This is a genomic window from Paenibacillus endophyticus (assembly GCF_014192395.1).
GTDB lineage: Bacteria > Bacillota > Bacilli > Paenibacillales > Paenibacillaceae > Pristimantibacillus > Pristimantibacillus endophyticus.
This window is the reverse complement of sequence record NZ_JACHXW010000007.1, coordinates 191,011-217,844: the sequence shown is the minus strand read 5'-3', so window position 1 is coordinate 217,844 and position 26,834 is coordinate 191,011. Positions and strand designations below refer to the sequence as shown.

Sequence of the window (26,834 nt, the reverse complement as noted above, 5' to 3'; positions counted from 1 at the left end):
ATATCCGTATTTGCATCGATAAAGAAATTTCGCTTTCGGGCGGGGCTAGAAGGTATAATAGGATCCATTACTAGCCTATAAAGAGTACAAAACAATTTTAAGGGGATATCGCTATGAGATTTGCAAGACCTCCCTGTTAATCTAATGCTGCCTATCGACCACGAGCCCCTCCGCTTTATTTGATTGCGCTATTTGCACTCAAAAAGGAGAGGAGCCGTCATCATGGGCCATATACCGAATATTTGGAAGCTTTTCGTCATTCGTTTTTGCAACCATTTAATTCCCGCTTATGTGATTGAAAGGCTGTTTTGGGAAGAGCGGGGCATGACCATACAAATGGTTGTGTACACTGAAATTATTTATGCATTCACAATTGTGCTATTCGAGGTGCCTTCTGGGATCCTGGCAGACAAATGGGGTAGGAAGAAGCTGCTTGTATGCGCTGCGCTGCTTGGTTGTCTTGAATTTTTTCTGCTCGTGTTCGCGACGGCGTTCTGGCACTTTGCATGGGTTGTGTTTCTAGCTGCAATCGGCCATTCCGCAAGCAGCGGGGCAGAGGATGCCCTGCTGTATGATTCCTTGGCTGCAGAAGCAAAAGAGTCGCAGTTCGAGAAAGTAGTAGGCCGATTAAACGCATGGGGCCTGGTATCGGTCATCCTTGCCGCACTGAGCGGCAGTTTCTTAGCCAGCCACTTCGGATTGGAACTGAATTATTGGATTTCCCTATTTGCCATGGTCGTATCGCTAGCGGTCACACTGTTGTTGGCCGAACCCGCTCGGATCGGCGGAGGAGCAGATGATGGCTCCCTGCCTTTCAAGCAGTATATCCTCGTTTCCATCCGGTTTTTCAGAAGGAACAAGGGACTCAGCTTGGTTATGCTATCGGGAATGGTTATGGGAGCGGCTATTAATTTCATCGATGAGTTCTGGCAGATCTATCTGGACCGATTACATATTCCGGTTCTGTATTTCGGAGTCTTTTCTGCCGCCATATTCCTGCTCAGGCTGCCCGGCAATATGCTCGCCTATAAACTAAAGCATTGGATCAGCTATCGAGCTTTGCTCTTGGGCATAACTGCCGTTCTTGCTGTGGGATTCATTTATATATCGATGATTCAGAATTACAGCAGCTTGATCGCAATCGTAATCATTTGTACAGTTGCTGGTGTCATTGAGCCGCTTGCAGCTGGTTATCTGCATCACCAAATCGACTCATCGATGCGAGCGACAATGGGCTCGTTTCAATCCTTTGGGGAGAACGTGCTGCTTACGCTAACTGGCTTAGGGTTCGGTTATTTTTCTTCAAAGCTCGATATTTTTGGCGGATTTTGGTTCCTTGCGGTTATTTGCAGCCTGTTTTTTATTTATTTTTTATTTGCGTCCAAAAAGGTTATAGAGTAGAAAAGTGGAGGCAAGCTGTCTATCCTCAGGTAAATCCGGAATAGGCAAACCTCATAGAATGCGTGAAAGCCTTCAATTCCACCGTAAAAATGGAACTGAAGGTTTTTTTAAAAATATAGGAAAGTATATCATTTCACCATACTTTCTCTATATTTCTACGCGAAACGTAAGCTTAGCCGCAAGAGGACGGCTTCAGCCGCTTACGCTTGCAATAACACGTACAACCTTTAAGCATTCAGCTCTCCGTGAGTTATCCGCAGGCGCCTTTGAGCGGCGCGAATATATTCGTTAATAGACGGATAGCCCCCTTGTTTTCGCGAGCCAATTTTGGGACAATAATAAGCAGAATACGCGCTTTGGTTATATAGGCGGGAATAGACTGGATCTTGCAGTTTTGAAAAGAGGATTATACATGAACAAACCATCCATATATGGATTAACTTTTGAGCAGCTGACGGACTTTTTTAAGGAGCATGGCTATACGAAGTTCCGGGCAGCGCAAGTATGGGAATGGCTGTACAGGAAACGGGTTACGGCTTTCAGTGATATGATTGACGTCAAGGAGGAATGCATCAAGCTGCTCTCTGAGCACTTTGTTCTTCTGACCCTTACGGAGCATACGCGGCAGGAATCGGCGGACGGAACGAACAAGTTTCTATTTAAGCTGCATGACGGGAACCTGATCGAGACGGTATTAATGCGCCATAAATTCGGTTTGTCTGTATGCGTAACGACTCAGGTAGGCTGTAACATTGGCTGCAGCTTTTGCGCAAGCGGCCTGCTCGCCAAGAGCCGCGACCTGTCCAGCGCTGAGATTGTTGAGCAAATCGTCCAGGCGCAGCTGCACCTGGATCGGATGCAGCAGAATGAGCATGTGAGCCATGTTGTCGTTATGGGTATCGGCGAGCCATTCGACAATTTCACAAACATGACTGACTTTATCGGCGTCATCAAGAGTCAGAAGGGGCTTGCCATCGCAGCCAGGCACATTACTGTATCTACAAGCGGTCTTGCAGGCAAAATTGTGGAGTTCGCTGATTCCGATCTGCAGGTTAATCTTGCCGTATCCCTTCATGCGCCAAACAATGAGCTGCGGACTCGGATAATGAAGATTAACAAAGCGATTCCGATCGAGAAACTGATGGAGTCCATCGATTATTATTTGGAGAAGACGAATCGCAGAATTACGCTGGAGTATATATTGCTCAAGGATGTGAATGATCAGAAGGAGCATGCGCTCGAGCTTGCGGAGCTGATTGGCAATCGCCGAAGCTTGGCGAATGTGAATCTCATTCCCTATAACCCGGTCGATGAGCATAGCCAGTATCAGCGGACGGATAGAGAGACCATACGCGCCTTCTATGACACCTTGAAGAAACAAGGGGTTAGCGTCAGCGTTCGTCTGGAGCACGGTACCGATATCGATGCAGCCTGCGGACAGCTTAGAAGCAAGCAAATCAAGAAAACCAAGGAGCTTCAGCTTGGCTAAATAATTGCCGTTTGCATAGGGCATTTCCATTCTGGGAATGTTCTTTTTTGCGTTAACGTGACAGTCTTCTGCTTCCATCCTTTATCTGTTAAGATGAATTTGCTAAGCAGCATGATATTGGCTAAGAAGGGTGTAAAAACATGAAGAAAAAAGCAATGGATTTGCTTATCATTATGGCGGGAGCGTTTATATTTGCCTTAGCCATCAATTTATTCGTTATTCCGAATGAGCTCGGAGAGGGTGGAGTTACGGGAATAACGATTATTTTATATTATTTGTTCGAATGGTCGCCAAGCTTAATCAGTTTACTATTCAACTCCTTTCTGTTGGTTGTCGGATACCGTTTTCTTGACCGGAGAACGGTCATCTATACGATCGCCGCGGTGTTGTTCCACTCGCTTTTCCTGCATCTGACGGAGAATTGGAGCATTGCTTCGGATGAGATTACCGTTAATGCGGTATTCGGCGGTTTGTTCGGCGGGATCGGAATTGGCCTCATCATTCGAGTTGGCGGCACGACTGCCGGGACGACGATACTCGCCCGTATCGCCAATAAGTATTTGGACTGGAATATCAGCTACGCGCTGTTGTTTTTCGATCTAATCGTTGCCTTCTCGTCTTATTTCATTATCGGGGCAGAGGCGCTTATGCTGACGATAGTCATGCTTTATATTGGGACGAAGGTGATGGACTTCATCATTGAGGGCGTAAATCCGAAGAAAGCCGTTACGATTATTTCGAAGGAGCAGGACAAGATCGCCGAACAAGTCAATGTGGTGATGGACCGAGGGGTTACGGTGATGTACGGGCGCGGTTATTACACGAAAACGCCGCAGGAGATCCTTTATATCGTCATCAGCAAGCAAGAGCTGAGCATACTCAAAAAAATCGTGAAGGCAGCCGACAAAAACGCGTTTATTACGATCCATGACGTACGCGACGTTTTCGGGGAAGGCTTTATTGATATTTCGAAGTAGATCATAAAGGTAGCCCATGACTTGTAGATTGTCATAGGCTGCCTTTTCTTGCAGATGCAGTCTATTGCGTTAGCAGACAGTGCTGACTGACTTAGGGATTAATCGGGATGCGCTGCTCTGGAATCTCGCCTGGATTGTCGGCATGAGGGTTAACTGAGCTTTCGAACGGAACCAAATAATAGTGCTCTGACTTCAGATCAATAGGCGGAAAGCGGTTATAGGAGCCATCAGAAGCGATGGTCGCTTCGCTTGGAAGGATCTCCGTACCCGACTCGGCTACAAGCTTAAAGGCGATATGATTCGCTTGCTCGGACCAGTCATAATAAAGGATCGTCGAAATAGGAGACAGCTCCATTTGCTTTAGCCTTATGAAATGGCCATTCCCAAGTGAAAGCTCTTGATTGAGCGGTATCGTTTGTCTCGTCGCGGCCAGCTGTTCCGTTGGTACCTGAATGTCAAACACCCAAGGCTGATCAACCGGTACGCCTTCCGAAATGATGTTATTGTCCAGATTATCGAAGGTAATATGGAATTGAATCGTTTCCCCTACCGGAATCTCTTGCAGCTCCATTTTATTATAAATGGTAAACATCGCGTCGTTTACTTTAATGGATTGCTGCAGGCTGCCGCGCGTCAATGCATACCCATTCATGAGAATGGTGGGCTGTGGATGCATTTTATAATGAAACTTAACCCCTTTAGCAGGCTCGAACGTGGAGCTGATTATTAATTGGCCGTTGTCCACCAGCACCTCGTTTAACGTCCATTTGCCAAAAGCATTCTCGGCAGCCTGGCCGACCTGTGTTTTGAACGGCGTATAATCTGTATGTGCATTCCTTGCTAGGAATCCTTCAATCTTAGCGCCGACAAAGGGGATATCAGCAAAGGTTACCCTGTCCATACTCAAAGAGATGCCCGCTGCGAGGATAAAGAGGGCTGCAATTCCTGTGTATTTCCTAAATTGCTGTTTGCGGTTTCTTATCTTCTTAACTACGCGATTTCTCCATTTCTTCTTCTGGTGATCGGTTAGAGGCATTTCCTCATACTCGCTTACATCTATTGTTGAATCATTGAGTTCCGTATAGATTGACATTCTCTCACCCCTTATATTTCAGTGCTTTTGATCAAAAAACGCTTCAGCTTCTTTCGTCCTCTGGAGAGCTTGTTATGCACCCACGATTCCTTTGCTTGAAACGCTTGGGCGATCTCGCTTGACGGCGTGCCTTCCAAATAATATTTTTCGAAAATATGCCTTTCGCTCGGAGTCAACTGCTCAAGCGCTTCGTCGATTATGTTCTCGGGCAACGTGACCGAATGAATCATGTTCTCCTTTATGTCGGGAACTGAGAATTGCCGGCTTCGCATCGTGATTTGCTTCCTTTGATAATCGATCGCTTTGTATTTGGCTATCGCTGCGGCCCATTGCTTAAAAGAGTTTTTTGCCGGATCAAAGGAATGGACATGCTGCCACACCGACAGCAACACATCATCGAGACATTCCTCATAATCCTGTTGCTGGTCATTTAAATGGCGTTTAATAATAGCGGCTAGCAAGCCGCCATATTGATTGATCATAAAGGCTATCGCTTTTTCGTTTTTATTCAGCAGCTGTTCGACGACATTGTGTTCAGTAATCTTCAAGTGTTCAGCCCTCCTTGCCGTTAATTAGTGTTCCTATTAGGTAATACGAAGCTGGAACGGCAGATCTATCACAGGAGAAAAGGATTTGTTTATGCTGTATTCTTTTCATTTCACTCATTATAGCGCTATCCCATCAGCTGGAAGTCATCGCTTTTCGCTTATTTTTGCAATATAGGGTAAGATTAGAGGAAGAAAGCAAATGGGAGCTGTTCAAATGTCGAACGAAGAAGTAATATTAACCCAAGAGGGCTTAGAGCAATTGCAAGCCGAGTTGGACGATTTGAAGTACGTTAAGCGCAAGGAATTGGCCGCTCGGATTAAGCTGGCAATCAGCTACGGCGATTTGAAGGAAAACAGCGAATACCATTCCGCGAAGAACGATCAGTCATTTATGGAAACGAGAATCATAATATTAACCAAGATGCTCAAAAAAGCTCGCGTTATCGAAGCCGATTCCCTCGATCTGTCCAAGGTGAATATCGGGTTGACCGTTATTCTTAACGATATCGAATTTTCCGAGAAAATCACTTATAAGATCGTAGGCACGGAGGAAGCGGACGTAGCGGAAAATAAAATTTCTTACGAAAGCCCGCTGGGCAAGGAGCTGCTTGGGAAAACCGTAGGCAGCATCATCAGCGTCAACGCACCAATGGGCGTTATTCAATATGAGCTTCTTGAAATAAAATCAGTGTAATCATACATTCCTAAAGCAAAGGATGAGGGGAAAATGGGTAAGCTATTTGATGCCATGTTACCTCAGCATGAGGCGTTTATTCGCCAGCAGCATATCTTTTTTGTCGGATCGGCTCCGTTGTCGGAAGAAGGGCATGTCAGTATATCACCTAAAGGACATGATTCCTTGAGGATTCTGTCTGCGAGCCGCGTCGCCTACTTGGATTTGACAGGCAGCGGCAATGAAACGAGCGCGCATCTTGAAGAGAACGGAAGAATTACGGTGATGTTCTGCGCATTTGACGGAGCACCCAATATCCTTAGACTCTACGGTACGGGAAAGGTCGTACTTCCTGATTCACCGGAATGGGATACGCTTTATCCGTTGTTTACGCCGCTGCCGGGCGCTAGACAGATTATGGATATCGAGGTGCATATGGTGCAAACCTCTTGCGGGTATTCGATTCCGTTTATGTCTTACGAAGGCGAGCGGGATACGCTCCAGCGGTGGGCGGTTCAACAGGGTGATGACGGGTTGATCGAATACCGGAAAGAGAAAAACATGAAGAGCATCGATGGTATGCCAACCACTTTAAGTGTTCTTTATAAGTAATAGCACAGCGCGGCCGGCTAATTCGACATTGTCGAATTAGCCTTTTTAATTAGCGAATACTAGCGGAAACGACAGCAATATGCATCTATGGAGCGTAAAAAACAAGGATCGACAAAATGAGATGAGAAAAGATTAATGAGCTATGGGACTCAAGCATGATGTAAACTAACACTTAGTGTGGCAAAGTAATACTTAGGAATGCGATACACGAACCATTAACTTTTGGAAGCTAGATAGGTTTCACCAAAACTTTTCAAGGAGGCAAGCAATTATGAATTATCATTTCTTTGTAGGCAACGATAACGGAAACAGTGAGCATGATTTGATTATCGACGGAAAATTGGTCCAGCAGCCCAATGTGAATTGTACGGTGGACGAGCTCCCGTGGAGCGAGGAGCAAACGCCGGAAAGCTTTATCAAAAACTTGCAGGATCAGCTCGTCGTTACGATCGATTCGCCAGCCGCTCGGCCGGGAATGTATTACGTCGGCAAATTCGCGCTGGAAAGCGGAGAAATTCTAGACAACCTGCAGATCGGAATCGATTTGAAAAGCGATATGGACCTTCCGGTCATTAATACGCTTGCCCAAATCGCAGCCATGGCCGTGCAGAAGGCTTATGAGGAAGAAAAGAAGATCCCTGCGCAAATCGACGTGGAAGCTGATATGGCAACGGCGCTGCCGGTAACCCAGCACACGGATGAAACCTCGACAAAGTTCGAGAAGCGTTTCACTTCAGGCACGCATCACGTAACGGTGCATCTGGGTATGCAGCGTGTAGCTGTGAAGATCGTATTCCCGTTTGCCAAGGTCGTTCCGGAAGCAACACCAGTTATATTCACGTTGCAGAAGGACGCTGCGGGCAGCTGGAGAGAAGGAGAAATATTCGGCGATTTCCTTGAATCCTACGGTATCGAGAAGAAATTCAACGGCAGCTATTTCAAGGACAAGCGTATCCTCCACGTAGATATTGGCGATGGCTCGACGGAATATCCGATTACGGAGGGCAATAAGTTTCTGCGCCAGTTCGTTCATGGCAGCCATCATGGCGCTGGTTACGCAATCGAAGAAGCGCTGCAGGAATTTAATCGCCTCATCCATTTGCCGGACAGCCCACGCCAATTTTTCAGCGATGTCATTAAAAACCCTGGTCATAAATATCATGCGCGTGCGCTTAAGACATTGAAGCGTCCGCTTGAGAGCCAAGTTAGGCAAATCGTTCAGCATGTGAAGAAGCAGCTGACCAAAGCGCGCAATGAAATTGACTTGATCTGCGTTTACGGCGGAGGCAGCATACTTATGCGCTCCGTACTGTACGCACAGCTCAAGGAGCTGTGTGAGGAACGGGAAATGCAGCTGCTTTATATTCCGGCTGAATATGCCGTACAGCTTAATGCAATGGGACTTGATGCCTTCGTACGCGGAAAAATTTATGAAGCGCTCAAAAGCAAAGCGGTTCAGCCCGTATAAGGAGCATCACGCAAACATCGGCATATTCTAACGGATTCTGGTAGGTGATTGATATGAAAAAAACAAAACTGCCCGGTGACAATATTAGCTTGAAAACCAAAAAAACGGAGGACCCGCTGATTATGCAGTGGTTGAATACGCAATCGAATCTCATGGATTCGCTGCGTTATTTGGTCGAGAAAGAAATCGCGAGCAACGGTGTGCGCAATTTGCAAGCATTCGTACCGATGGAGCGAAGCACCTTGCAAGCGGGTGAGCCTGCGCCGCAAGAAATGGATCTTCGCGCGCATTTGGCTGCTGGGCTTGGACAGTTCGCAGCGGCGGTAGAAGAGGTAATCGCGCCTCCGAAACCGCCGGAGCCTACTGTTGAAGAAGAGTTCGATGACGATGATATTGAAGCATGGAGCTAGCGGAATAACGTTTTTACTGGTGTTATTAGTTAAAAGAAATGCCTAGTAATACTAAGTATTACTAGGCATTTCTTGATTTTTGTGAAAATAACATGACTTAGCATTGTTAAATAATATTGTGTATTACTACATAATACTTAGAAATGCCGAGCCGATTTAACTCATTTTTCCGCATGCCTCGTACAGGATATTGTTCATTGAATCAGCTAAGACGGGCTCCATTTTAACGCTTGTTCCAGCTTAATAAAAGAGCCGAATGCAGAGGATGTTCTACTCCCAGCATTCGGCCTCTTTTCGTTCACTGGCTATGTTGTTCACGGAACTGGGCAGGCGAGATTCCGTAGGTTTTTTTGAATAAGGTAAAAAAATAGGTTGTGGTCTATACTAATTGGTACTCCGATCCGAAGCCATGGACAGGCAATCTCGTCGGGCTCAGTGTATGGAAGGAAAGGCAACAGTCGCCATATTCTAATGACAACGCAAGCTTGTATCCGCTCCAGAATTTATTGTACAAGCTGCAGTCGGATATCAACATGGTAAATTAGATGCAAGGGGTCGTGGCTTCGAACATAACGTTGCCAACAGAATCATTCAAAATAGCGGTAGCAATCATTTGATGGCATACGGAAATTTCGCTAACAATGAGGAAACTAACGGAAACGCAGGCAGTGGGTACAATGCGTCCTATTATTTTGACTCATGGATGATTGGCAATAACCGATACACGCTGTTTGACGTAAATACGCCCGAGGATTATTTGAAGGAACTGACGACAGAGCCGACGAACCCGGTCGAGTTCTCGCCAGTGCTGGGCTTCCGTCTTAACACGGAGCCGATTGCCGTCGAATACGCGAACGTGCTGTCGGAGCTTAAGTCCACAATCTTCCCGATCAAAATGGGAGTAGTGGATTATGATAAGTACTTCCCGGCCGCGCTGGAAAGCTTGAAGGCAGCAAGGCTGGACAAAGTGGTTGCCGAATACGAGAAGCAGTTCAAAGCATGGCAGGCCGAGCAGCAGAAATAGGCCAAGCAATGCCGAATAAGGACAAAAAAAGAAGGAGAGCGCGATGCTCTCCTTCTTTCTTTATGTGTATTAGTGTGCGAGTGCGAATAGGCCGTGGATGTGCGAAAGATAACGAATGTTGCTCGCTTCCTTCATCAGGGATGCAGGCAAGCCTTTCAGCTGCGTTGCGTTTCCGCCGATTGTGCCCACGCCGTCTTTGCGGCCAAGGCTGCCGAGCGTACCGGAGAATACCGGAACGAACTTATCCATTACGCCGCCTTTGATTTGAACCGCTAGGTTGTAGCCTACCGTTTCGCCCATTTGCCAAGCAAGCTGAGCTGTAGGAGGGTAAGGACGGTCGCCGCCCTCAGGGAATACTACCGCGCAGTCGCCTGCTAGGAATACGTCAGCGTGCGAAGTGGATTGAAGAGTAGGCGTAACCGTCGAACGGCCGCGATCCTCTGCAAGGCCGCTACTGCCGACAACAGGGTTGCCTTTAACGCCGCCGGTCCAGATGATTGTGCTGGATTCGATTGTGCGTCCGTCTTTCAAAGAAACGGAGCTTTTGGTTGCTTCGGTAATCGCTACGCTCGTAATGAAGTTCACGCCGCGCTTCTCTAGGCTTGTCACTGCACGATCGATCAATACTTTAGGGAAGATTGGCAGAACGGCAGGGCCGGCTTCTACGCAATATAGCGAAATATCATTGAAGTCAATGCCTTTGCTGCGGCATACTTCAGGAAGTCTGTCTGCGAATTCGCCAACAAGCTCAACGCCTGTCAAGCCGCCGCCGCCAACAACGATTGTTGCGTCAGCTTTGTTGCCTGATTTTTTGTAAGCGTCAAGACGGTCTTCCACATGCTTGCGAATTTTGTTAGCATCGGAAACGGATTTAAGTACAAGGCTGTTCTCTTCGAGTCCAGGAATTCCGAAGTAGTTCGTTTCACTGCCTAGGGCAACGACTAGCGTATCGTACTTTTGTACTTGGCCGCTGGAGAGAACCACTTGCTTCTCGTTCGGTTTGATTTCTTTTACGGTGTCAACAACGACATTGACTTGTTTGTCGCCAAGAAGCTTGCTTAGCGGCAGAGCAACGGCTTGCTCAGCAATCGTGTCGCCGGCAAGTCTGTGCAGCTCAGTGATGATTTGGTGAGTAGGGAAACGGTTTACGATTGTGATGCTTGCTTCTGCTGCGCTTAGGTGCTTGCGAGCTGTAAGAGCAGTTAGAAGACCGCCGTAACCGCCACCAAGAATTAGAATTTGCTTCGACATGTTCATCCTCCGTTCGTTCTATACGTAATCAGTGTATTATGCTTTTTCGTTTTTCCGTTCCGACAATACGCTAAGGAATGCTTGTGCAAAGCGAAGCGTTTTTTGAACTTCTGGATCCTTCAGCATTTTCAGCATAGCGAATAGGCCAACGGATGATCCAGCAGCCTCTTGCGAGCGCTCGCCAGCTTCCATAGCTGCAGTAGCGATACCTTTTGCTTTTTCTTGAACCGGTTTGACGAATTCACCGATACCTTGAGCGAAATCGTTGATCAACACTTTGTCTGTTGCAATGCCTTGCGCGAAGTCATAAGCTTTAGTCATCAGCGTAACCATTTCAGCTAATTTGGGAAGGTTGTCTACAAGTACAGTCAATGACTGTTGAACCTCCGGCTTCAATAACTGATCAAGTACATCCAAAGTTTGCTTTTCTTCCACGAGGCTAGCTGCGACCTCTTGTCCAGCAGTTGGTTGTGACATAATAGAATGTCCTCCTTTGCGTAAATTTGAAAGTAAGTTGTGGTCTCAATTGTGCCAGTCGCTAAGTGAAGTTTAACATCCTTGAAGTTTGTTACACTTTTCACATAGTTTCGCAAAAAAATGTGTGTGCGTCAGCAACAGCCTTATCCCGGCTATCGGACAAGGAAGCATTAGCGAGTATGACGTAATCGGATTGAACCCTTTGTTTCTATTCTACATCGTTTTTGCCAAAAGTTAAAAAGAAATTTATTACTTTTTGTAAAAAAAAATTGCGATTTGTCGCTTTTGGCTAAGAAACGGGTAATCAGCGCCCTTAACAGGCCTAATGAAGAGAAGGAGAACGATTGACATGAAGCCATTTACCCAAAAGGTAATCTTGATTATCCAGTCGATACCGAAAGGAGCTGTCATGACTTATGGCCAAGTAGCCGAGCAGGCCGGCAGCCGAAGAGGCGCAAGGCAGGTCGTTCGCATTCTGCATTCGCTTAGCGGTATTCATAAGCTTCCCTGGCACAGAGTCATTAATGCAAAAGGAGAAATTGCCATAACCGACGAGGAGGCGCGGTATTCGCAGATTCGTTTTCTTGAAGAGGAAGGCATAGAAGTAAGCGCAGAGGGACGAATCGATTTAGAGAAATACCGGTTTGGCTACAATTAACATTTTCTAATAAAGGCTGATTTGAAACCCCGTATCCGAACCTTTATTATGGTATAGACCAATCGGAAGGGAGAGAAAGAATATGACTACTGAAATAACACCTGGAAATGTACGAAACTTCACCGTTTCGACCGAAATCTTTTACAATCCGAGCTTGGATATTTATTCGCAAATGATTTATATCGTACTGAGCTCTAGCACGGCGGATACCGCGTCGCTCACCTTGGATGAGGTTGCCAAAAAGGGACGCATGACGACAAAACTAGCCATAAAAGCGATGCAGTCCTTAGTAGATGAGCAGTTAATACCACATAAATTGTTCCGTAAAATGATCGGAGAATTCCAGGATGACCGATTGTCCTGGGCAGCCAAAGGCCTGCTTACGTATTGTAAAGAGCATAAGGAAATTACGTTGGCGGAGCTGCTGACGCTCTCGGATCAGTCCGGTGAAGACGAGCAAAGCATTCGGAAGGCGCTGATGGAGCTCGAACGCAATGGCTACCTGGAGGAGTTTCCGGAGCTGAGCAGGCTGACCTCATAAGAAAAAGCAGGACGTAACCGGCTGAATGAGCCGCGCATGTCCTGCTTTTTTCAATTGCAGAGGCAAATGCTTATTCTTTGCTTAATCGTTTCAGAAGAGAGTCTCCGTTTTTTCCAACCACGACATGCGCAAACTTCGCTTGCCGCTCGGTCTCCATTCCGGTGCCTTCCGGAACAAAGTAGGTTTCAATGCCGTAGTAGATGCCATCCCAGCCATTATAGACACCATTAATGACGATTTCTTTGGCGCTTATCGGCTCTCCCTGCACATATAACCGGCTAAATTGATAGATGCCATTCGCATCTTCCTGGAGTACAGCCTTGATGCGGCGCGAGCCTCCGCGGGCCTCAAGCTCCTTATTTACGATGGACGGCGGAGTGGAAATACTGTAATTGAGCGTAACGTAATCTCCTTGCAGCAGCGATCTGGGATCAAGCGGCTCAATGGCAAGCTTTACGGGAGTTCCGCCTGAGAGCAGGGCCTCGCTCGTCGCAGCATGGTACCCGACATAGCCAAGCTGAAGCACGATGACGATGGCGATTAGAATAGGACTCTTATGCAGAATTCGGCTGTACACATCAGTTTCCTCCGGAACGGCTGCGCGTGACCGATAGGCAAACAAATAAGTAACGGCAATGGCGATCACACCTAGCAGAGCAAGGGTTATCGATTTATGAAGCAGCGTCCAGAATAAGTCATAATATTTGAAACCAACGTAAATGAACCAAAACACTAAGCTCGCCGCTGCTTCCAGAGCTTGCTTCCGGCGAACGAATAGAAAGGAAAGAACGGTTACGGCAAGGAAGTTGATTACATTAAAAAGCTCATAGGAATACGGGAAAATATCAGGCATAAACGTGAGCCAAAACATCAGCAGCAGCGTAAATAGCAGTCCGCATTCCCTCACATGCTGTCGCATCGCCCCTTCGCCTAGAAGATGGTGGCTCGCAAAGACGACGGCGTTCAGCGCAGCCATAATGAGCACAATAAAGGATGAAGCATGTTGAACGTATTCAAACAGCTGGAACAGCAGAATGGCGATAGTCAAGTTAATGAGCGAATAGCTGAATAGATGCTGCGCCCTTCCGCGGAGCCTAAACAAGCCTGCCGCCGTTAAGGCAAGAAACAGAAGCGTTAAGGCTGCGGCGTCGATCCATACGATGGCGACGATTCCTGCCGCGTATCCGATCGTTAGAACCGTATACCGGATGACCGGATTGAGACGGCGAAGCAGCAGCATCGGAAGCACGAACAGGAAGGAGAGAACGAGCAATACCTGCTCCGGATCGACATTGTTCGATGCAAGCAAAACTAATCCGACCAGTGAGATGCTCCCGATCAACACGCCGATTACTGTGACGATTGTGGATACGATTTTGCCGACGAGCACGCTTTGATGCTCTTCCTTCAGCTTAGGCTCCGCATGCGGCTCATCCGTTGCTTCATCAGCTCCGAGCTTGTTGAGGAAGCGGAAGAAAAAGAAGTTTGCGGTCAGCAGCAAGGCGACGAATAGCAAGCCGAAAACAAAAAATGTTGTAGAAGCATGCTCGGAGAGCAGCTCTAGAAATTTAAAGACAGCAAATGCGGATGCGGCCAACGCATTAAGCGTAAGCATCACCTTGTCTAGTCGGACTCGGATGAAGTAGTAGAATCCGGTCGCAATTGCAGTGATGCAAGCGATGTTCATCCAAAAGCCCAAATGCTCAAACTGTGTCGAATTGCTTAGAAAAAGCAAGGCAATATGGAAGACGATAAAACTAACAAATTTCAGCGGAGCTGAAGGCAGAAGCTTGGACTGTGTGAGCAGGAGCAGAATAAGATTGATGAGCGTAAACATGCAGCCGATCAGCCAAAGCTCGTTATCTGTGCGTTCAATGTACATGGAGCTTGGGAAAAAATATTGCCACAGCGTTAAATGGATAAGGACATAGGACAACAGATAAAACGGGTTGAAGCGCGTAATAAAAGAGAACAGCAGTGCGGGAGCCGACCATACGAGAAACAGCTCGTACGTGTCCGCATGGGAATTGTAAATTTGGTTGAGCAGCGCAACGGCCGCGCCGAATGAAATGCAGCCGCCCACTAGGAATAGAGCAGACAGGAAAGAGTGATGTCCGAGCATGATTTTCATTTTGGCAAAAAAGGCAGATGCTCCGTAGAACAGCACCATGATGCCGGCGGAGGCTAGAATTTTATCGGCACGGCCTAAGCCGCCCCAGTTGGCAGCGAAAAAGTAGATGATGGCAGCAAGCAGCAGGGACACGCCCATCAGGAAGCCGACGCGGGTAGCATTCAATCGAAGCATTGTACTCACATGCCTTTCTTGGTGGTATGTCTTGTATTATAATGACCCAATCCTTGGTGAGATAGTACTCACTTTTTGTAGTACTATCCCTCGGAGCCATTCGTCTCGTTGCAATATGATTACCCTCGTTATCCGCATGTTAATCGCTCAAATCCTTATGGGCATGGCGAAATGGATGGCTGCGTCAGGTTTATGAATGTTGCCAGCTGCCAGCTTGAATCCTATGGCAAATAAAAAACTCCCGACAGCTTCCGTCAGGAGTTTTCTGCTTGTTCCAGCTGCCAATTACATGGTTTTCGTCAACGTTGCGGATTGATTCGACTGTTTCCAATTGACGTTCCAGCCAAGCCATTCTGCAATGAAACGAAGAGGAACTTGCGTACGCCCGTCTTTGATATGAACGACGGCATCAAGGGTCACGTTAGCGCCATTGACTTGAATCACATTTTTGCCTAGCCAGAATACGACCTTATCCTCGCCAAGTCTAAGCTCTACCGTTTTGTTTGCCGGTACATATTGCACGTTTGCGCCGAGCGTATTCGTCAATGTGCGGAGAGAGACGAAGGTCGTACCGTTCTTGACATACGGAGCGACATCCATCATCGCGTTTTTTCCATTGATTTGGGCATTTTTGTTGCCAAGCTGAAACCAAATCGTCGTAACGTTATTCGGATTCTCAGGCTGCGTAACCGGCGGTTTTACTTGGAAGAGGTCCGGTTTTTGGGTAACGATGGCCCCGCCAAGCGCTTTGCCTACGCCGAACATAAAGCTGTAGCCTTTGCGGAAGCTGTCGTACAGACCAGTTTTATTGCTCGATTGATAAATATCAAAGGCTTCAAGCACAAGCTTCTCATGCTCGGCAATTGCAGCAGTAGCGCCTGCGGTTGGCAGGTTCTCGCCTGTAGCTGTGCCAAGGAATTTGCCGAAAGCTACAGAGAACGCATCCAGCTTGGCTCTTGCTTTGCTGATGGCGGCCGTATCGCCTGCAAGCACGGCCTTGATGATTTCATCCTGTGCGAAGATATGGTCGCCTGTCCATACTTTTTTGAATGCCGCACCGCCCTCAGCCCCATAGATCGATGTAATGGCAGCCGTGAAATCATTGGTGTTGCCGTCTTGAGCTTCCAAGAGAGCGGCATAGGCTGGCGATGTGTCGAAGCCCTTCTGCATGCTGAGTACGGCTAATGCGTAATGCTCGGCAGCCAAGTGGTTCAGTGCGGAACGCAAGTCTCCGGCAGGCGTATCGGAGCGGGTTTGATTGAATTTGGCCGGCAGCTGCGTCGAGATTGCGCCTGCCAATGCATCGCTGACGCCGAACATGAAGCCCAAGCCCTCGCGAAATTCGGTATATGCCGCTTTGTAATTGCCTGCAGCATAGGAATCGAATACTTCGAGAACCTGCTTCTCATGCGTGCGGACGACATCCTGAGCGGCAGCGGCAGGCAGGTTGCCTTCCGTCGCGGAGCCAAGGAAGCTTCCGAATTCCTTCGCAAAGGCCTCCAGCTCGTTCCGAGCTGCCGTTTGGCCCGTCATGTCCTTGCTTTTCACAGCGGTCACATACTTGTCGGTGTAGCCATTATGAGCTGCGAAAATGCGGTCGAACTCCTTGGCGCCTGCATCGCCATAGATGGAAGCGATCGCGGGCACCATGTCTTTCGCATTTTGATCCAGCGCAGCTTGGGCCGAGGCTGCGTCCGATGCGCCGTCATACGCTTTGGTCATGGAGACGACCGCCAGCGTGAAGTGCTCGGATAGCAAGTAATCGAGCCCTGCACGAAGCTCGACTGCAGGCGTTTCTACGCCCGGCTTCATCGACTCTGCGCGAACGCTTTGCGTACCTGCCAGTGCGGGAAGCAGCAGAGACAAGCTAAGTACGGGGGCAAGCCATTTTTTCATCTTCATGGTACATTCACTCTCCTCTTTGTGGTTGTTTTGCTTTCTTACTAAGGCTCACGCTGAGGAGGAAGAATCGGATCACCATTTTCGAAAAAAGTTTTTTTGAAGCACAATTCGCGTATGGAGAGAGGCCGTTAGCAGAAGGGGAAATGCGGGGGCGGCCAAGGCTTTGGCGCCTTATCTAGCTGTTTTACATGCCTATTCAAAAAGGCTTCTCCCCGCGGTCCATGACAGACCATAGGGAGAAGCCGCTATGCTTACGGGCGAAGTGCTTCCTCCGCCCATTCCATATAATACGAATTGCCGTTGCGGGTGTCGTATTGCTGCGCAGACGACAAAGCGAGCTGGGCAAAGTGGTCGGCCAGGCGTTCCAGGCTTGTGTCCTCTTCCGTTCCAATGAAGGAGACAGGCAGCCGCGGCCGATATTTCGAGCCGCTTGCCGCAAGCTTCTGAAGCAGCTGCGCGCTGTAAAGATGAAAGACCATTTTGTGAAACGGATCCTCATGATCATAGGCCATCGCCAAGTGATGTTCGAATAAGTCGATGCCCTTCTTAAGATCCGTTGACGATAGAAAAGCGATATGCCTGCCGATCGTCTCGATGAAGTCCCGTTTGCCCTTGATCAGCCGATAGCCCCTGACGTGCGCCTTGCGCGCTTCCTGCTCGGATTGTTGATGAAGCATCGGAAGGAGCAGATAGGCGAGCGTAATATGCGGTACCTCCGCACAGCTCATGTCGCCGGACAGGATCGGCTTCGCGGCTTCAAGCGCCTTCTCATGCTCGCCGAGCAGGGAATAGAGTTGCACGATCTGGTTTTGCTCGCAAGCCTCGCAGTCGCTCATGTGATCGCGGTCGGCCTTCTGGAATTGCTCCATATAGTCTTGTGCCTTCTCCATATGGCCTAAGTCCATGGCGGTGCGGAAACGATAATATAAATAAGTGCGGTCGTCGTAGCCATGCTCCTTATACCGCTTGCCCAGATCCTCGACAAGCTCTTCGATTTTATGGAGCGGAATTTCCGGGAAATGCGAAATTTGCCCGACTATCCATTTGTAGGACCACATGAGGTTAAAGCTTGCGAACGATTCAGGATTGCGGTCGTATTGGCCAAGCTGCCAGGAGAACGCGATAAGCGCTTTGAGCGGGTAGCCATGGAAAATAGCCGTTTGAACGATCTCGCTTCTAGCCTCATAGCCCTGCTCGATATTCCCTTCGGCATCGGCATAACGCGCCGCTGCTTCCAGAACCTCCAGCTTTGCAAGGCCATCCGGCAAATCGTAAGCCTCGTCCATCAACGTTTCGAAATCGTAGTTCATATGGATGTCCCTCCATTCCCCGCATTCGCGGACAAGCCCCAGTCAATGAATCGTACAATGCCCTGATTCAGCACAGCCAGCTCTTGCCGGCTCATCGGGTAATGCCCCATCATCAGCGCGTTTGTATACAGCATCTCAACCGCGGCCGGCAGCATTTCTTTGCTGCTTGCCGCGAATAATCGGCTGATCAGCGGGTTGTTTAGGTTGAAATATAAGGTTGAATAGGCAGATTCGCCGAAGCTTGCTCCTAGATTGCCGAGCACGGACGAAAGCAGATCGGTACTCGATTCCTTCGCCTTCTCCAAAGATCGAAGCGCAGATGACTCCTTCGATAGCGTGTAAAGCGCCGGAAGCTCCGATGGCTTGAAGCGTTTCAGCTGAATATGGCAGCGGAACCGCTGCAGCGTGACATCGGCAAGCCTGGTCATATCGTAATAGCTGTTCTTTTCCTCCATCGTCAGATCGGTGAAGGAGAGCGAAACATCCTCGGGCATCAGCCGCTCCAGCTCCAGCTCCGGGTTCAAATATGCGATGCCGTCAAGCAGCTGATTGTTGTATATATAACCGCCGTTCAGTACGAGCAGCGACTGTGCGGCCGCCACATGCGTGATCTGGCGGTATTCATCAACGGTAGCGGTATAGTAAATCTTTTGCTTCTCATTCATCAGCTCGCCAAGCGTGCGTTCGCCGTAAGTGCTCTCGAACGTAAGCCACTTGTATATGGTATTCAGGAATGCGGCATCCTCCGCGGCCAGCGCCTTCATAGGCAGAGCATGCAGGGCAATGATGCGTTGAAGACGTTCAGGCTCAAGGCTCCCCATGCGAACCAGCTCGTCCCGAATGGCTTCTCCCAGCTCATCGCGCACGGATTGCAGCCGGTCATCCTCATAGAAATGCTCTCGCGAGGCGGTTGGCTGCAGCTCATCTGTCCAGATCAGGCATTTGACGAAAAAGGCCCATTCCGGCAAAATATTTTCCGCTTTGTCCGATACCAGCATCTGTTTCAAATAAACCTTATGCGAGCGCCTAGCATTTAGATTGACGCTATGCGGCAAAATATAGGCAATGCCGCCGGTACGCCCGTTCGCCGTGCGCAGCGGAATGAAATCCTCGAAGGGCTCCGCGAGAAGTCGGCTTCCAAATTCGAGCACCTCCCGGCGTTTGCCGCGGGCAAGCTCAGGCTCCGCGAACCAGACTGGCTGAGAAGCATTGATGGACTTCTGCTGTCCGCCTGCGACCAGCGTGACCGGATACGGCAGCAAAGCGCCGTAATAGAAGAGAAGCTCTTCAACGGCAGCAGGCTCGAAATAGTCAACGCTATCGGCTTTGCAGCGCAGGTACACTTTCGTTCCGATTGCGAGCTGCGTATCGAGCTTGCGGATCGTGTAGGTGCCGTCCGGCTTGCCGCGCCATTCCATGGAAGGGCCGCCTTTGGCGGACTGGGTCAGTACGACAATCTCGTCGCTTACCATGAAGCAGGATAAGAGGCCGATGCCAAAGCGGCCGATAAAGGAGGTTTCATTGGCGAGAAAATCTTTGCCGACCTTCGAGGAATGGCCGATCATCGCCAGAAATTGATGGATATCCTCCTCGGTAAGGCCGATGCCCGTATCCTCCACGGTCATCGTGACATGCTCGCCGATTCCGGCGATTTCAACGGACACCTTTCCTTTGTAGACAGGGTCCATGCTGCTTCGCGCCGTAATGGCATCGGTGGCATTCTGCAGCAGCTCCCGCAAAAACACCTTTGGACTGCTATATAAGTGATTGGATAATATATTAATCATTCCGCTTAAATTAACCTGAAACCGATATTCCTGTTGTTCGCTCATCAGACACTCTCCCTTAAGTAAGTAGTAACCAAATTACACGAATGCTGGTAGGTATCATCCTTAGTTTACTATTCTTTTGTGTTTTATTTCCAATATTGGTTCAATAATAAGACGAAGGGCTTAATCGCAGATGAGTCATAAGTCCTGTGAAATAAGCCATATTCAGCATGCCGAATGAGATGATGAAGGTTTATGGATCAAAAGAACAGCTAGTATGCTATGCTTGAAGTTACGAAAAAACTAAAAATGTGCGGAAGAGGTATATAGATGAGTGAAATGAAGTTTGCGGATTACGCGTTAAGCGAAGAAATTGTACGGGCGCTCGAGAGCCTTGGCTATGAGACGCCGACAGAGGTGCAGCGCGAGGTTATACCGGTAGCACTCGGCAAGCAGGACTTGGTCGTCAAGTCCCAAACGGGCAGCGGCAAAACCGCGGCATACGGCATTCCGTTGTGCGAGCTGGTGGATTGGAACGAAAATAAACCGCAGGTGCTTGTGCTCACGCCAACCAGGGAGCTGGCTCTTCAAGTCAATGAAGACATAACGAACATTGGCCGCTTCAAGCGGATTAAATCCATGGCCGTTTACGGAAAGGCTCCTTTTCATATACAGAGAGCGGAGCTGAAGCAGCGGACACATATGGTTGTAGGGACGCCTGGCCGCGTGCACGACCATATTGAACGGGGTACGCTCCCGATTGAGCGCATTCAGTATCTGGTCATTGATGAAGCAGATGAGATGCTGAATATGGGCTTTATCGAGCAGGTGCAAGCGATCATTGAGCAGCTGCCGAATGATCGGGTGACGATGCTGTTCTCGGCGACGTTCCCGGCAGACATTGCCAAGCTGTCGCACAAATACATGCATGAGCCTGCACAGGTTGAGATCAAAGCGGCAGGTCTAACAACCGCTACGATTGAGCATTCGGTCATCGAGGTGAAGGAATCGGATAAGTTTGCCCTGTTGAAGGATGTCATGATCGTCGAAAATCCGGACAGCTGCATTATTTTTTGCCGCACGCAGGAGAACGTTGATCACGTATTCCGGCAGATGGCTGAGCTTGATTACCCGTGTGACCGCATTCACGGCGGCATGGAGCAGGATGAGCGTTTCGAGGTTATGAACGCGTTCCGCAGAGGACAATTCCGCTATTTGATCGCAACCGATGTAGCCGCGAGGGGCATCGATATTACGAATATTACGCATGTCATCAACTTTGATATTCCGCTTGAGAAGGAGAGCTACGTTCACCGGACGGGCAGGACGGGACGGGCTGGCAAAACGGGCAAAGCCATCACCTTCGCTGCTTCCAAGGATGCAAGGCGCCTTGCCGAAATCGAGAGCTATATCGGGTTTGCTATTCATAAAGCAAAGGCGCCGTCTGAGGAAGCCGTCGATCTTCGCAGGGAAGCCTTTGAGGAGAAGCTCAATATCGGACCTGAGCTGAAGAAGGACAAGCGGGAGCAGCTGAACAAGCAGATTATGAAGCTGAATTTCAACGGCGGCAAGAAAAAAAAGCTGCGTGCGGTGGATTTCGTCGGAACGATCGCGAAGATAGAAGGCGTTTCCGCCGACGATATCGGGATTATTACGATTCTGGACAATGTAACGGACGTGGAAATTTTGAACGGCAAGGGCTCGCTCGTACTGGAGGTAATGAGAAACACGACGGTCAAAGGCAAGCAGCTGAAGGTTCGCAGAGGCAACAAGTCTTAGCAAGGAGTATACGTTAAGGTTGCCAGCTTGGGCATCGCAATACGGTTAAAAGGCAGATTAAAGTTCAGGAGAATCGAATGGAAAGCTTCGTATACCAGGTTGTTATGCTGACGGCGGCGGCAGCGATGCTGCTTGCCTTGCTGTCCATTGTATTCGTCAGCTGGCGCAATGGCATATCGCCGATGCCTTCCTCGGCCGTGGTGCGGCGAGAGGTGTTGCAATTGCTGAGAAGCCTGCCCGGGCAGGGGGTTATGGTTGATTCCGGTTCTGGCTGGGGAACGCTGGCGCTTCAGCTCGGAAGAAGCTTCAGAGGCTGGCGGATTATCGGTATCGAGAATTCAGTTATCCCCATGTGGATATCTTTTTTTACAGCAAAGCTTGAGAATCGGACGAATGTATCATTTATGAAGCAGGATTTATACACATATTCGTACAGAGATGTGGATAGGGTTGTGTGCTACTTGTATCCGGGGGCGATGCGGCGGCTGGACACGATTTTTGGCGAGCAGCTAAAACCAGGTGCGTATGTCATCAGCATTTGCTTTGCTCTGCCGTATCGGAAGCCGGAGCGTATCATCCAGTGCAGAGACTTGTACCGCACAAAGATCTATCTTTATGAGATGTAATCACACATAAGGAAGAGGGCCGATTGCATGGAAACGGACCTGAAGTCGCTTTTTGGCGATATCGATATATATTTGTTCGACCAACTGCTGAAGGGGCGAATAACAAAGGATATGCGCATACTGGACGCGGGCTGCGGCTCGGGGCGCAATCTTGTGTATTTGCTTCGAAACGGCTATTCGGTCGTGGCAATTGATCGTTCAGAGGCGGCAATCGCCGATGTTCAAAGGCTGGGAGCGGCATGCTCGCCTGATTGGTCAGGGCAGCAAGCAAGCGTGGAGGCTGTCGAACGGCTGAGCTTCAAGGATCATAGCTTTGACTTCATTATTAGCAGCGCGGTGCTGCATTTCGCAAGCAATGACGCCCATTTCGATCAAATGTGGGATGAGCTATGGCGTGTGCTTGCGCCCGGAGGCAGGCTGTTCGCACGATTGGCTTCTTCGATTGGGATGGAGTCCAGCATGCAGCCCCTCGGAGACGGACAATACCTGCTTCCTGATGGAAGCAGGCGTTATCTTGTGAATGAAGCGCGAATTCAGGGGCTTACGGAGAGAGCAGGCGGACTGCTGTATGAGCCGCTCAAAACCGTTATCGTAGCGGGCAAGCGCTGCATGACGACCTTATGTGTTCAAAAGCCGTCGCAGCAGCTAGCGCAGCTCTAAAGCTGCAGCCACCAGATACCCGCGCATTCCGGCAGACGAATAAGCTGTTGCTCGACTATTCGGTCGGCAAGCTCGTCGCTGAAGAAGAAGCGGGCCAGCTGTTCGGCTTGATCCACGCTGTCGAAATCGTAATCCATTCGCACCCATCGGTACGAGAAGCCGTAATGGCGTTCCAGCGCATGGAAATAAGGTTTTAGGAAGCGAGGGGGATTCGGCGTTTCGAACCCGGTTCCCATCGTTTCGAATAGGATTGCCGTTCCGCCAGGGCGAAGCACCCGTTTGATCTCGCTCATGACCTGCCTGATATTGTCTTCCCAGTTCGCGAGTGTGTCGCTGCCTAGATACCCAATGCTCCAGCCGGATACGACTAAGTCTGCGCTGTCATTCTCCAAGGGGAGGCTTCGGTGGTCGGCCACGCTCGTACTCCAATTCGTATATCCCGCTTGCGCCAGCCTCTTCGCTGCTACTTCCAGCATCGCTGCCTGTGCGTCAAGCGCGACAATCGACCTCGCTTGACCTGCCAATACGGCAGCAAGCCTGCCAGAGCCAGCGCCAAGATCGACTACGTCTAGCCCTGCCACGGGCCGTATTTCCTCTATGATTGATTTTAAGCTCGGTTGCTTCGCGATTAACTCGTGGTAGCGCTCCGCTTGCTGCGTGTAGATTGCCCCATGATCAGGCATCGGCAACTCCTCCTTCTATGGTATGTATCACTCACTTCCCAAGAATAAAGGTATACGTAACGTTAAAGTCAACCTCGGAATGCAGGAATGGAGCTGGTAGCAGCTCCATCTATTTGCTTTTGCAGGCTGGCATACGATTCGCATGCTTACTCAAACCGCTCCAGAACGATTTTTCCAATCATGCTGCCAGTTTCTACGATTTGATGGGCTTCCCGCAGGTTGGCGGCATTAATTGGCGACAGCCGCTTGGCAATGGTTGTACGGAGAACACCGTTATCGATCCGCTCGGCAATCACATTCAGCAGCCGGTGCTGTTCTTCCATATCTGCCGTTTCATACATCGCTCTCGTGAACATGAGTTCCCAGACGAAGGTAACGCTTTTGTTTTTGAGCAGAGTCAGGTCGATAGGCGAGCTCATCTCTACAATGGAGCAAATTTTCCCTTGAGGCGCGATCGCTTCAGCCATATTGGACCAATGCTGCTCCGTCTGGTTAAGGCAGAAAATATAGTCGACCGATGCAAAGCCGAGCGTCTGCAGCTGCGGCAGGAACGCGGAATGGTGGTTAATCGTATGATGGGCGCCAAATGAGCGTGCCCATTGCGCTGAATCAGGCCTTGAAGCGGTTCCGATTACGGTCAACCCAGCTTCGCTAGCGAGCTGAGTGGCAATAGATCCGACTCCGCCAGCAGCGCCTATTATCAAAATAGACTTGCCATCATTAAGGTCACGGTTATGTGAGATGCCGAGACGATCGAATAATCCTTCCCAAGCGGTGATGGCAGTAAGCGGCAAAGCTGCTGCTTGAGCAAAATCAAGCGTTTTTGGTTTATGGCCGGCAATGCGTTCATCGACGAGGTGGAACTCGCTGTTGCCGCCGGCACGCGTTATGCTGCCTGCGTAGTAAACCTCGTCACCCGGCTTAAAAAGGGAGACATGGGGGCCTACCGTTTCGACGATACCTGCGACATCCCAGCCAAGCACGCGAGGAGCGGCTTCCGTTTTTCCCTTCGGTGAACGGACTTTCACATCCACGGGATTGACGGAAATGGCTTGTACCTTAACGAGCAGGTCTCGTCCCGTAGGATTAGGTTTTTCGATGTGCAGATCGATGAGGCTTTCCACGTCCTCGATGGGCAAGTAACGGTGTAATCCAATTGCTTTCATAGTGGTCATAGGAATCATTCCTCTCTTTTAGCTAGCCATAGCCCTAGCCATAGCCTTAGTATAGGTGTTAACCTACAGATACGTAAGTACGCACATTCATGTAATGTAGTATCAAATTGTATACTATAGAAGAGGGAACGATGCGAGATGAGAGACCGGATAAGCGGGTTTGGCGATTGTCCCACAGGCGAAGGCTGCCCCGTTGAATTTACGCTGGACGTGATCGGCGGCAAGTGGAAAGGCGTCATTTTGTACCACCTGATCGATGGAACGAAAAGATTCAACGCGTTTCGCAAAATTTGCCCTAATATTACGCAGCGTATGCTGACCCTGCAGCTTAGAGAGCTGGAAAATGACGGAATTGTTCATCGCGAGGTCTATCATCAGGTGCCGCCCAAGGTCGAGTATTCGCTGACGGCATTTGGGGAAACGTTAAAGCCGATTATTTTGCAAATGAAGCAGTGGGGAGATACCTATAAGGACAGCCTGCTGGTGCTCTCGAAAAATAGGCAGACGAAATAATCGGCCAGCAGGATGCCCTGCACGTTGGCAGGATAGGGACTCATTCACTGCTTCGTTGAGCAGCTATGTTGCATCGTTGCGGCATGGCTGTTTTTTGGTTTGGAGTCGCATGCGGGCGCCGATTCCAAGCCGATTCAATAGCGGAATTTACCTATTGCTACTCTCAAACCTTTGAAGCTGATGAATGACGTTATCATCAATGCTAATGCCTGCCTGCTTGAGCGCCAGCAAAACGGAACCGATGGCGGGCGAGAACTGCGGAAGTGTGATGAGATAGCGTTTATGATTGCCTTGAGCAAGCTTGCCTCTCAGTGCATGCAAGTAATAACTACTGTTCGCGACGCTCCCAATGAAGGCGACTGCGACTTCTTCGCTTGCGAAGGAGAAGGCAATGAGTTCGATGCCGATTTTGATTTGATCAATTGCCCGCTCGCATACACGGATTGCGACGGGGCTTCCTTGCTCAGCTGCCTTTGTAACCGCAGGGGCAAATTCGCCAAACAGCTTGTCGCGTTCACGGCGGTCCGCCGCGAAGCCTTGTTTGGCTATTTGGGCAAGGCCGCCTAAGCTAGCGACACCCCAGTGGGCGAGTATAGCCTTCAGAAACGGCTGGTCCGATTCGTCGTATTCGCCGGCAAGCACTTCATATACGGTATCGTAAGCGATGGAGCGGGCAGCCGTTGCGGCGTAATGATGAAAATCGTAATTGCGGATGAATTGCCCGTCCTCCGTCACGCCTACAATAATGGAGCCGGTTCCGGCAATTACGACGATGCCGGGTCTGCCCATTAGCGCTCCCGAATGGGCGGATACGGCGTCATTCACATGCATTTTCGGGCAGGCAAGGCCAGCTAATTCCGTTAATGGCGTTACCCATTCGAGATCGGAGGGTGCATCGTAACCTGCGATACCGGCAACCAGAGCTTGTACGTCAGCGGCTGTTCGGCCTGCTTGCTGCAGCGCTTCGGCAATGGCTCCTCGCACATTTGACGCAGCTTCCTTATCCTTATATATAGAGGCTGAGCCTCGCTCCAAATAAGCCAATACATGCCCATGCTTGTCGCTTACTATTACACGGGTATTCGTCCCGCCGCCGTCAATGCCGATAACTACATGATTGTTGTCCATTGGAAGCCCCCATCTTTTTCGTTAACCGGCCCGGATCAGGATGGGCCGCATTTTTATTTTACCTCCGATTTCCATAAAAAAGAAGTTGTTCCTTTATAGAGGAGACAGCTTCTTTCATGCTCGTTGACGTTCTGTTGAAGCGAAAATACATGATGAATATTGCGGTTCAGAAGCTCGCTCATGCCGTATTTGCCGTTAACCTCGCTATAACTTTCACGAAGCGTCAGGTGCAACTCTTTTTTCAGAAAAAGGTATTAAGAGGTATTCAACGAACCTGGGGCAGCATGCCGCTCGTTTAAATTCCGTTTAAACAAGCAAGGTAAAGTAAACAGCATAGCGGAGAGAAGAGAAATAGAGGAGTG

At 49.3% G+C, this 26,834-nt stretch carries 26 protein-coding genes; 15 read left to right on the top strand and 11 right to left on the bottom strand.

Features of this window, described 5'->3' with window-relative positions; all coding sequences use genetic code 11:
* Positions 1 to 222: 222 nt before the first annotated feature.
* The 3 genes from FHS16_RS14050 to FHS16_RS14040 all read left to right on the top strand — a co-directional run bounded on the left by FHS16_RS14050 (position 223) and on the right by FHS16_RS14040 (position 3,867).
* Positions 223 to 1,401: an MFS transporter gene (locus FHS16_RS14050; RefSeq protein WP_183563155.1), complete on the top strand. Its 1,179-nt coding sequence runs from the start codon at positions 223 to 225 to the stop codon at positions 1,399 to 1,401.
* Positions 1,402 to 1,813: 412 nt separating this feature from the next.
* Positions 1,814 to 2,890 carry a dual-specificity RNA methyltransferase RlmN gene (rlmN, locus tag FHS16_RS14045; RefSeq protein WP_183563152.1) on the top strand — a complete coding sequence of 359 codons (1,077 nt, stop codon included), beginning with the start codon at positions 1,814 to 1,816 and terminating at the stop codon, positions 2,888 to 2,890.
* Positions 2,891 to 3,030: 140 nt separating this feature from the next.
* Complete coding sequence (locus tag FHS16_RS14040; protein WP_183563149.1) at positions 3,031 to 3,867, top strand: YitT family protein; 837 nt, start codon at positions 3,031 to 3,033, stop codon at positions 3,865 to 3,867.
* 91 nt (positions 3,868 to 3,958) lie between these two features.
* Here FHS16_RS14040 and FHS16_RS14035 read toward each other — a convergent pair whose 3' ends face one another.
* Complete coding sequence (locus FHS16_RS14035; protein ID WP_183563146.1) at positions 3,959 to 4,960, bottom strand: DUF4179 domain-containing protein; 1,002 nt, start codon at positions 4,958 to 4,960, stop codon at positions 3,959 to 3,961.
* An 11-nt stretch (positions 4,961 to 4,971) separates the two neighbouring features.
* Positions 4,972 to 5,508 carry a sigma-70 family RNA polymerase sigma factor gene (locus FHS16_RS14030; RefSeq protein ID WP_183563143.1) on the bottom strand — a complete coding sequence of 179 codons (537 nt, stop codon included), beginning with the start codon at positions 5,506 to 5,508 and terminating at the stop codon, positions 4,972 to 4,974.
* Between the two features lie 214 nt (positions 5,509 to 5,722).
* On the opposite strand from FHS16_RS14030, the gene greA reads away from it, so the two are divergent.
* The 5 genes from greA (at position 5,723) to FHS16_RS14005 (ending at position 9,695) form a co-directional block, all read left to right on the top strand.
* On the top strand, positions 5,723 to 6,202 hold the full coding sequence (gene greA / locus FHS16_RS14025; protein ID WP_183563539.1) for a transcription elongation factor GreA: 480 nt from the start codon (positions 5,723 to 5,725) through the stop codon (positions 6,200 to 6,202).
* A gap of 33 nt (positions 6,203 to 6,235) precedes the next feature.
* Positions 6,236 to 6,793, top strand: coding sequence for a pyridoxamine 5'-phosphate oxidase family protein (locus FHS16_RS14020; RefSeq protein ID WP_183563140.1), 558 nt, complete (start codon positions 6,236 to 6,238; stop codon positions 6,791 to 6,793).
* A 271-nt stretch (positions 6,794 to 7,064) separates the two neighbouring features.
* Positions 7,065 to 8,261, top strand: coding sequence for a ParM/StbA family protein (locus FHS16_RS14015; RefSeq protein ID WP_183563137.1), 1,197 nt, complete (start codon positions 7,065 to 7,067; stop codon positions 8,259 to 8,261).
* A 53-nt stretch (positions 8,262 to 8,314) separates the two neighbouring features.
* Positions 8,315 to 8,671 carry a hypothetical protein gene (locus tag FHS16_RS14010; protein ID WP_183563133.1) on the top strand — a complete coding sequence of 119 codons (357 nt, stop codon included), beginning with the start codon at positions 8,315 to 8,317 and terminating at the stop codon, positions 8,669 to 8,671.
* 616 nt (positions 8,672 to 9,287) lie between these two features.
* Positions 9,288 to 9,695 carry a DUF3502 domain-containing protein gene (locus FHS16_RS14005; RefSeq protein ID WP_183563130.1) on the top strand — a complete coding sequence of 136 codons (408 nt, stop codon included), beginning with the start codon at positions 9,288 to 9,290 and terminating at the stop codon, positions 9,693 to 9,695.
* Positions 9,696 to 9,764: 69 nt separating this feature from the next.
* Here FHS16_RS14005 and FHS16_RS14000 read toward each other — a convergent pair whose 3' ends face one another.
* Together FHS16_RS14000 and FHS16_RS13995 are read right to left on the bottom strand one after the other, a co-directional pair.
* On the bottom strand, positions 9,765 to 10,946 hold the full coding sequence (locus tag FHS16_RS14000; RefSeq protein WP_183563127.1) for an NAD(P)/FAD-dependent oxidoreductase: 1,182 nt from the start codon (positions 10,944 to 10,946) through the stop codon (positions 9,765 to 9,767).
* A 36-nt stretch (positions 10,947 to 10,982) separates the two neighbouring features.
* Positions 10,983 to 11,423, bottom strand: coding sequence for a DUF1641 domain-containing protein (locus FHS16_RS13995; protein WP_183563124.1), 441 nt, complete (start codon positions 11,421 to 11,423; stop codon positions 10,983 to 10,985).
* A gap of 349 nt (positions 11,424 to 11,772) precedes the next feature.
* Between FHS16_RS13995 and FHS16_RS13990 the strand changes: the two genes are divergently transcribed.
* Positions 11,773 to 12,081 carry an MGMT family protein gene (locus tag FHS16_RS13990; RefSeq protein ID WP_183563121.1) on the top strand — a complete coding sequence of 103 codons (309 nt, stop codon included), beginning with the start codon at positions 11,773 to 11,775 and terminating at the stop codon, positions 12,079 to 12,081.
* An 82-nt stretch (positions 12,082 to 12,163) separates the two neighbouring features.
* A complete protein-coding gene (locus tag FHS16_RS13985) occupies positions 12,164 to 12,622 on the top strand; it encodes a hypothetical protein (RefSeq protein WP_183563118.1) in 459 nt (152 codons plus the stop codon).
* Positions 12,623 to 12,692: 70 nt separating this feature from the next.
* Here FHS16_RS13985 and FHS16_RS13980 read toward each other — a convergent pair whose 3' ends face one another.
* The 4 genes from FHS16_RS13980 to FHS16_RS13965 all read right to left on the bottom strand — a co-directional run bounded on the left by FHS16_RS13980 (position 12,693) and on the right by FHS16_RS13965 (position 19,971).
* Positions 12,693 to 14,927, bottom strand: coding sequence for a GDYXXLXY domain-containing protein (locus FHS16_RS13980; RefSeq protein ID WP_183563536.1), 2,235 nt, complete (start codon positions 14,925 to 14,927; stop codon positions 12,693 to 12,695).
* 285 nt (positions 14,928 to 15,212) lie between these two features.
* Positions 15,213 to 16,829, bottom strand: coding sequence for a copper amine oxidase N-terminal domain-containing protein (locus tag FHS16_RS13975; RefSeq protein ID WP_183563116.1), 1,617 nt, complete (start codon positions 16,827 to 16,829; stop codon positions 15,213 to 15,215).
* Between the two features lie 251 nt (positions 16,830 to 17,080).
* Positions 17,081 to 18,139: a hypothetical protein gene (locus FHS16_RS13970; RefSeq protein ID WP_183563113.1), complete on the bottom strand. Its 1,059-nt coding sequence runs from the start codon at positions 18,137 to 18,139 to the stop codon at positions 17,081 to 17,083.
* Positions 18,136 to 19,971: an HSP90 family protein gene (locus FHS16_RS13965; protein ID WP_183563110.1), complete on the bottom strand. Its 1,836-nt coding sequence runs from the start codon at positions 19,969 to 19,971 to the stop codon at positions 18,136 to 18,138. The genes FHS16_RS13970 and FHS16_RS13965 overlap by 4 nt, the downstream gene beginning before the upstream one ends.
* A gap of 267 nt (positions 19,972 to 20,238) precedes the next feature.
* Between FHS16_RS13965 and FHS16_RS13960 the strand changes: the two genes are divergently transcribed.
* The 3 genes from FHS16_RS13960 to FHS16_RS13950 all read left to right on the top strand — a co-directional run bounded on the left by FHS16_RS13960 (position 20,239) and on the right by FHS16_RS13950 (position 22,973).
* Positions 20,239 to 21,687, top strand: coding sequence for a DEAD/DEAH box helicase (locus FHS16_RS13960; protein ID WP_183563107.1), 1,449 nt, complete (start codon positions 20,239 to 20,241; stop codon positions 21,685 to 21,687).
* A 77-nt stretch (positions 21,688 to 21,764) separates the two neighbouring features.
* A complete protein-coding gene (locus tag FHS16_RS13955; RefSeq protein WP_183563104.1) occupies positions 21,765 to 22,313 on the top strand; it encodes a class I SAM-dependent methyltransferase in 549 nt (182 codons plus the stop codon).
* A 27-nt stretch (positions 22,314 to 22,340) separates the two neighbouring features.
* Positions 22,341 to 22,973 carry a class I SAM-dependent methyltransferase gene (locus FHS16_RS13950; RefSeq protein ID WP_183563101.1) on the top strand — a complete coding sequence of 211 codons (633 nt, stop codon included), beginning with the start codon at positions 22,341 to 22,343 and terminating at the stop codon, positions 22,971 to 22,973.
* Here the strand turns inward: FHS16_RS13950 and FHS16_RS13945 are convergent.
* Both FHS16_RS13945 and FHS16_RS13940 read right to left on the bottom strand, forming a co-directional pair.
* Positions 22,970 to 23,656, bottom strand: a complete 687-nt coding sequence (locus tag FHS16_RS13945) for a class I SAM-dependent methyltransferase (protein ID WP_183563098.1) — start codon at positions 23,654 to 23,656, stop codon at positions 22,970 to 22,972. The genes FHS16_RS13950 and FHS16_RS13945 overlap by 4 nt on opposite strands.
* Positions 23,657 to 23,802: 146 nt before the next feature.
* Positions 23,803 to 24,831, bottom strand: coding sequence for a zinc-binding alcohol dehydrogenase family protein (locus tag FHS16_RS13940; protein WP_183563095.1), 1,029 nt, complete (start codon positions 24,829 to 24,831; stop codon positions 23,803 to 23,805).
* A 138-nt stretch (positions 24,832 to 24,969) separates the two neighbouring features.
* On the opposite strand from FHS16_RS13940, the gene FHS16_RS13935 reads away from it, so the two are divergent.
* Entirely contained in the window at positions 24,970 to 25,344 is a 375-nt protein-coding gene (locus tag FHS16_RS13935; RefSeq protein ID WP_183563092.1) for a winged helix-turn-helix transcriptional regulator, read from the top strand.
* A gap of 147 nt (positions 25,345 to 25,491) precedes the next feature.
* Here FHS16_RS13935 and FHS16_RS13930 read toward each other — a convergent pair whose 3' ends face one another.
* Entirely contained in the window at positions 25,492 to 26,472 is a 981-nt protein-coding gene (locus FHS16_RS13930) for a BadF/BadG/BcrA/BcrD ATPase family protein (RefSeq protein ID WP_183563089.1), read from the bottom strand.
* Between the two features lie 116 nt (positions 26,473 to 26,588).
* Between FHS16_RS13930 and FHS16_RS13925 the strand changes: the two genes are divergently transcribed.
* Complete coding sequence (locus FHS16_RS13925; protein ID WP_183563086.1) at positions 26,589 to 26,771, top strand: hypothetical protein; 183 nt, start codon at positions 26,589 to 26,591, stop codon at positions 26,769 to 26,771.
* Positions 26,772 to 26,834: the final 63 nt, after the last annotated feature.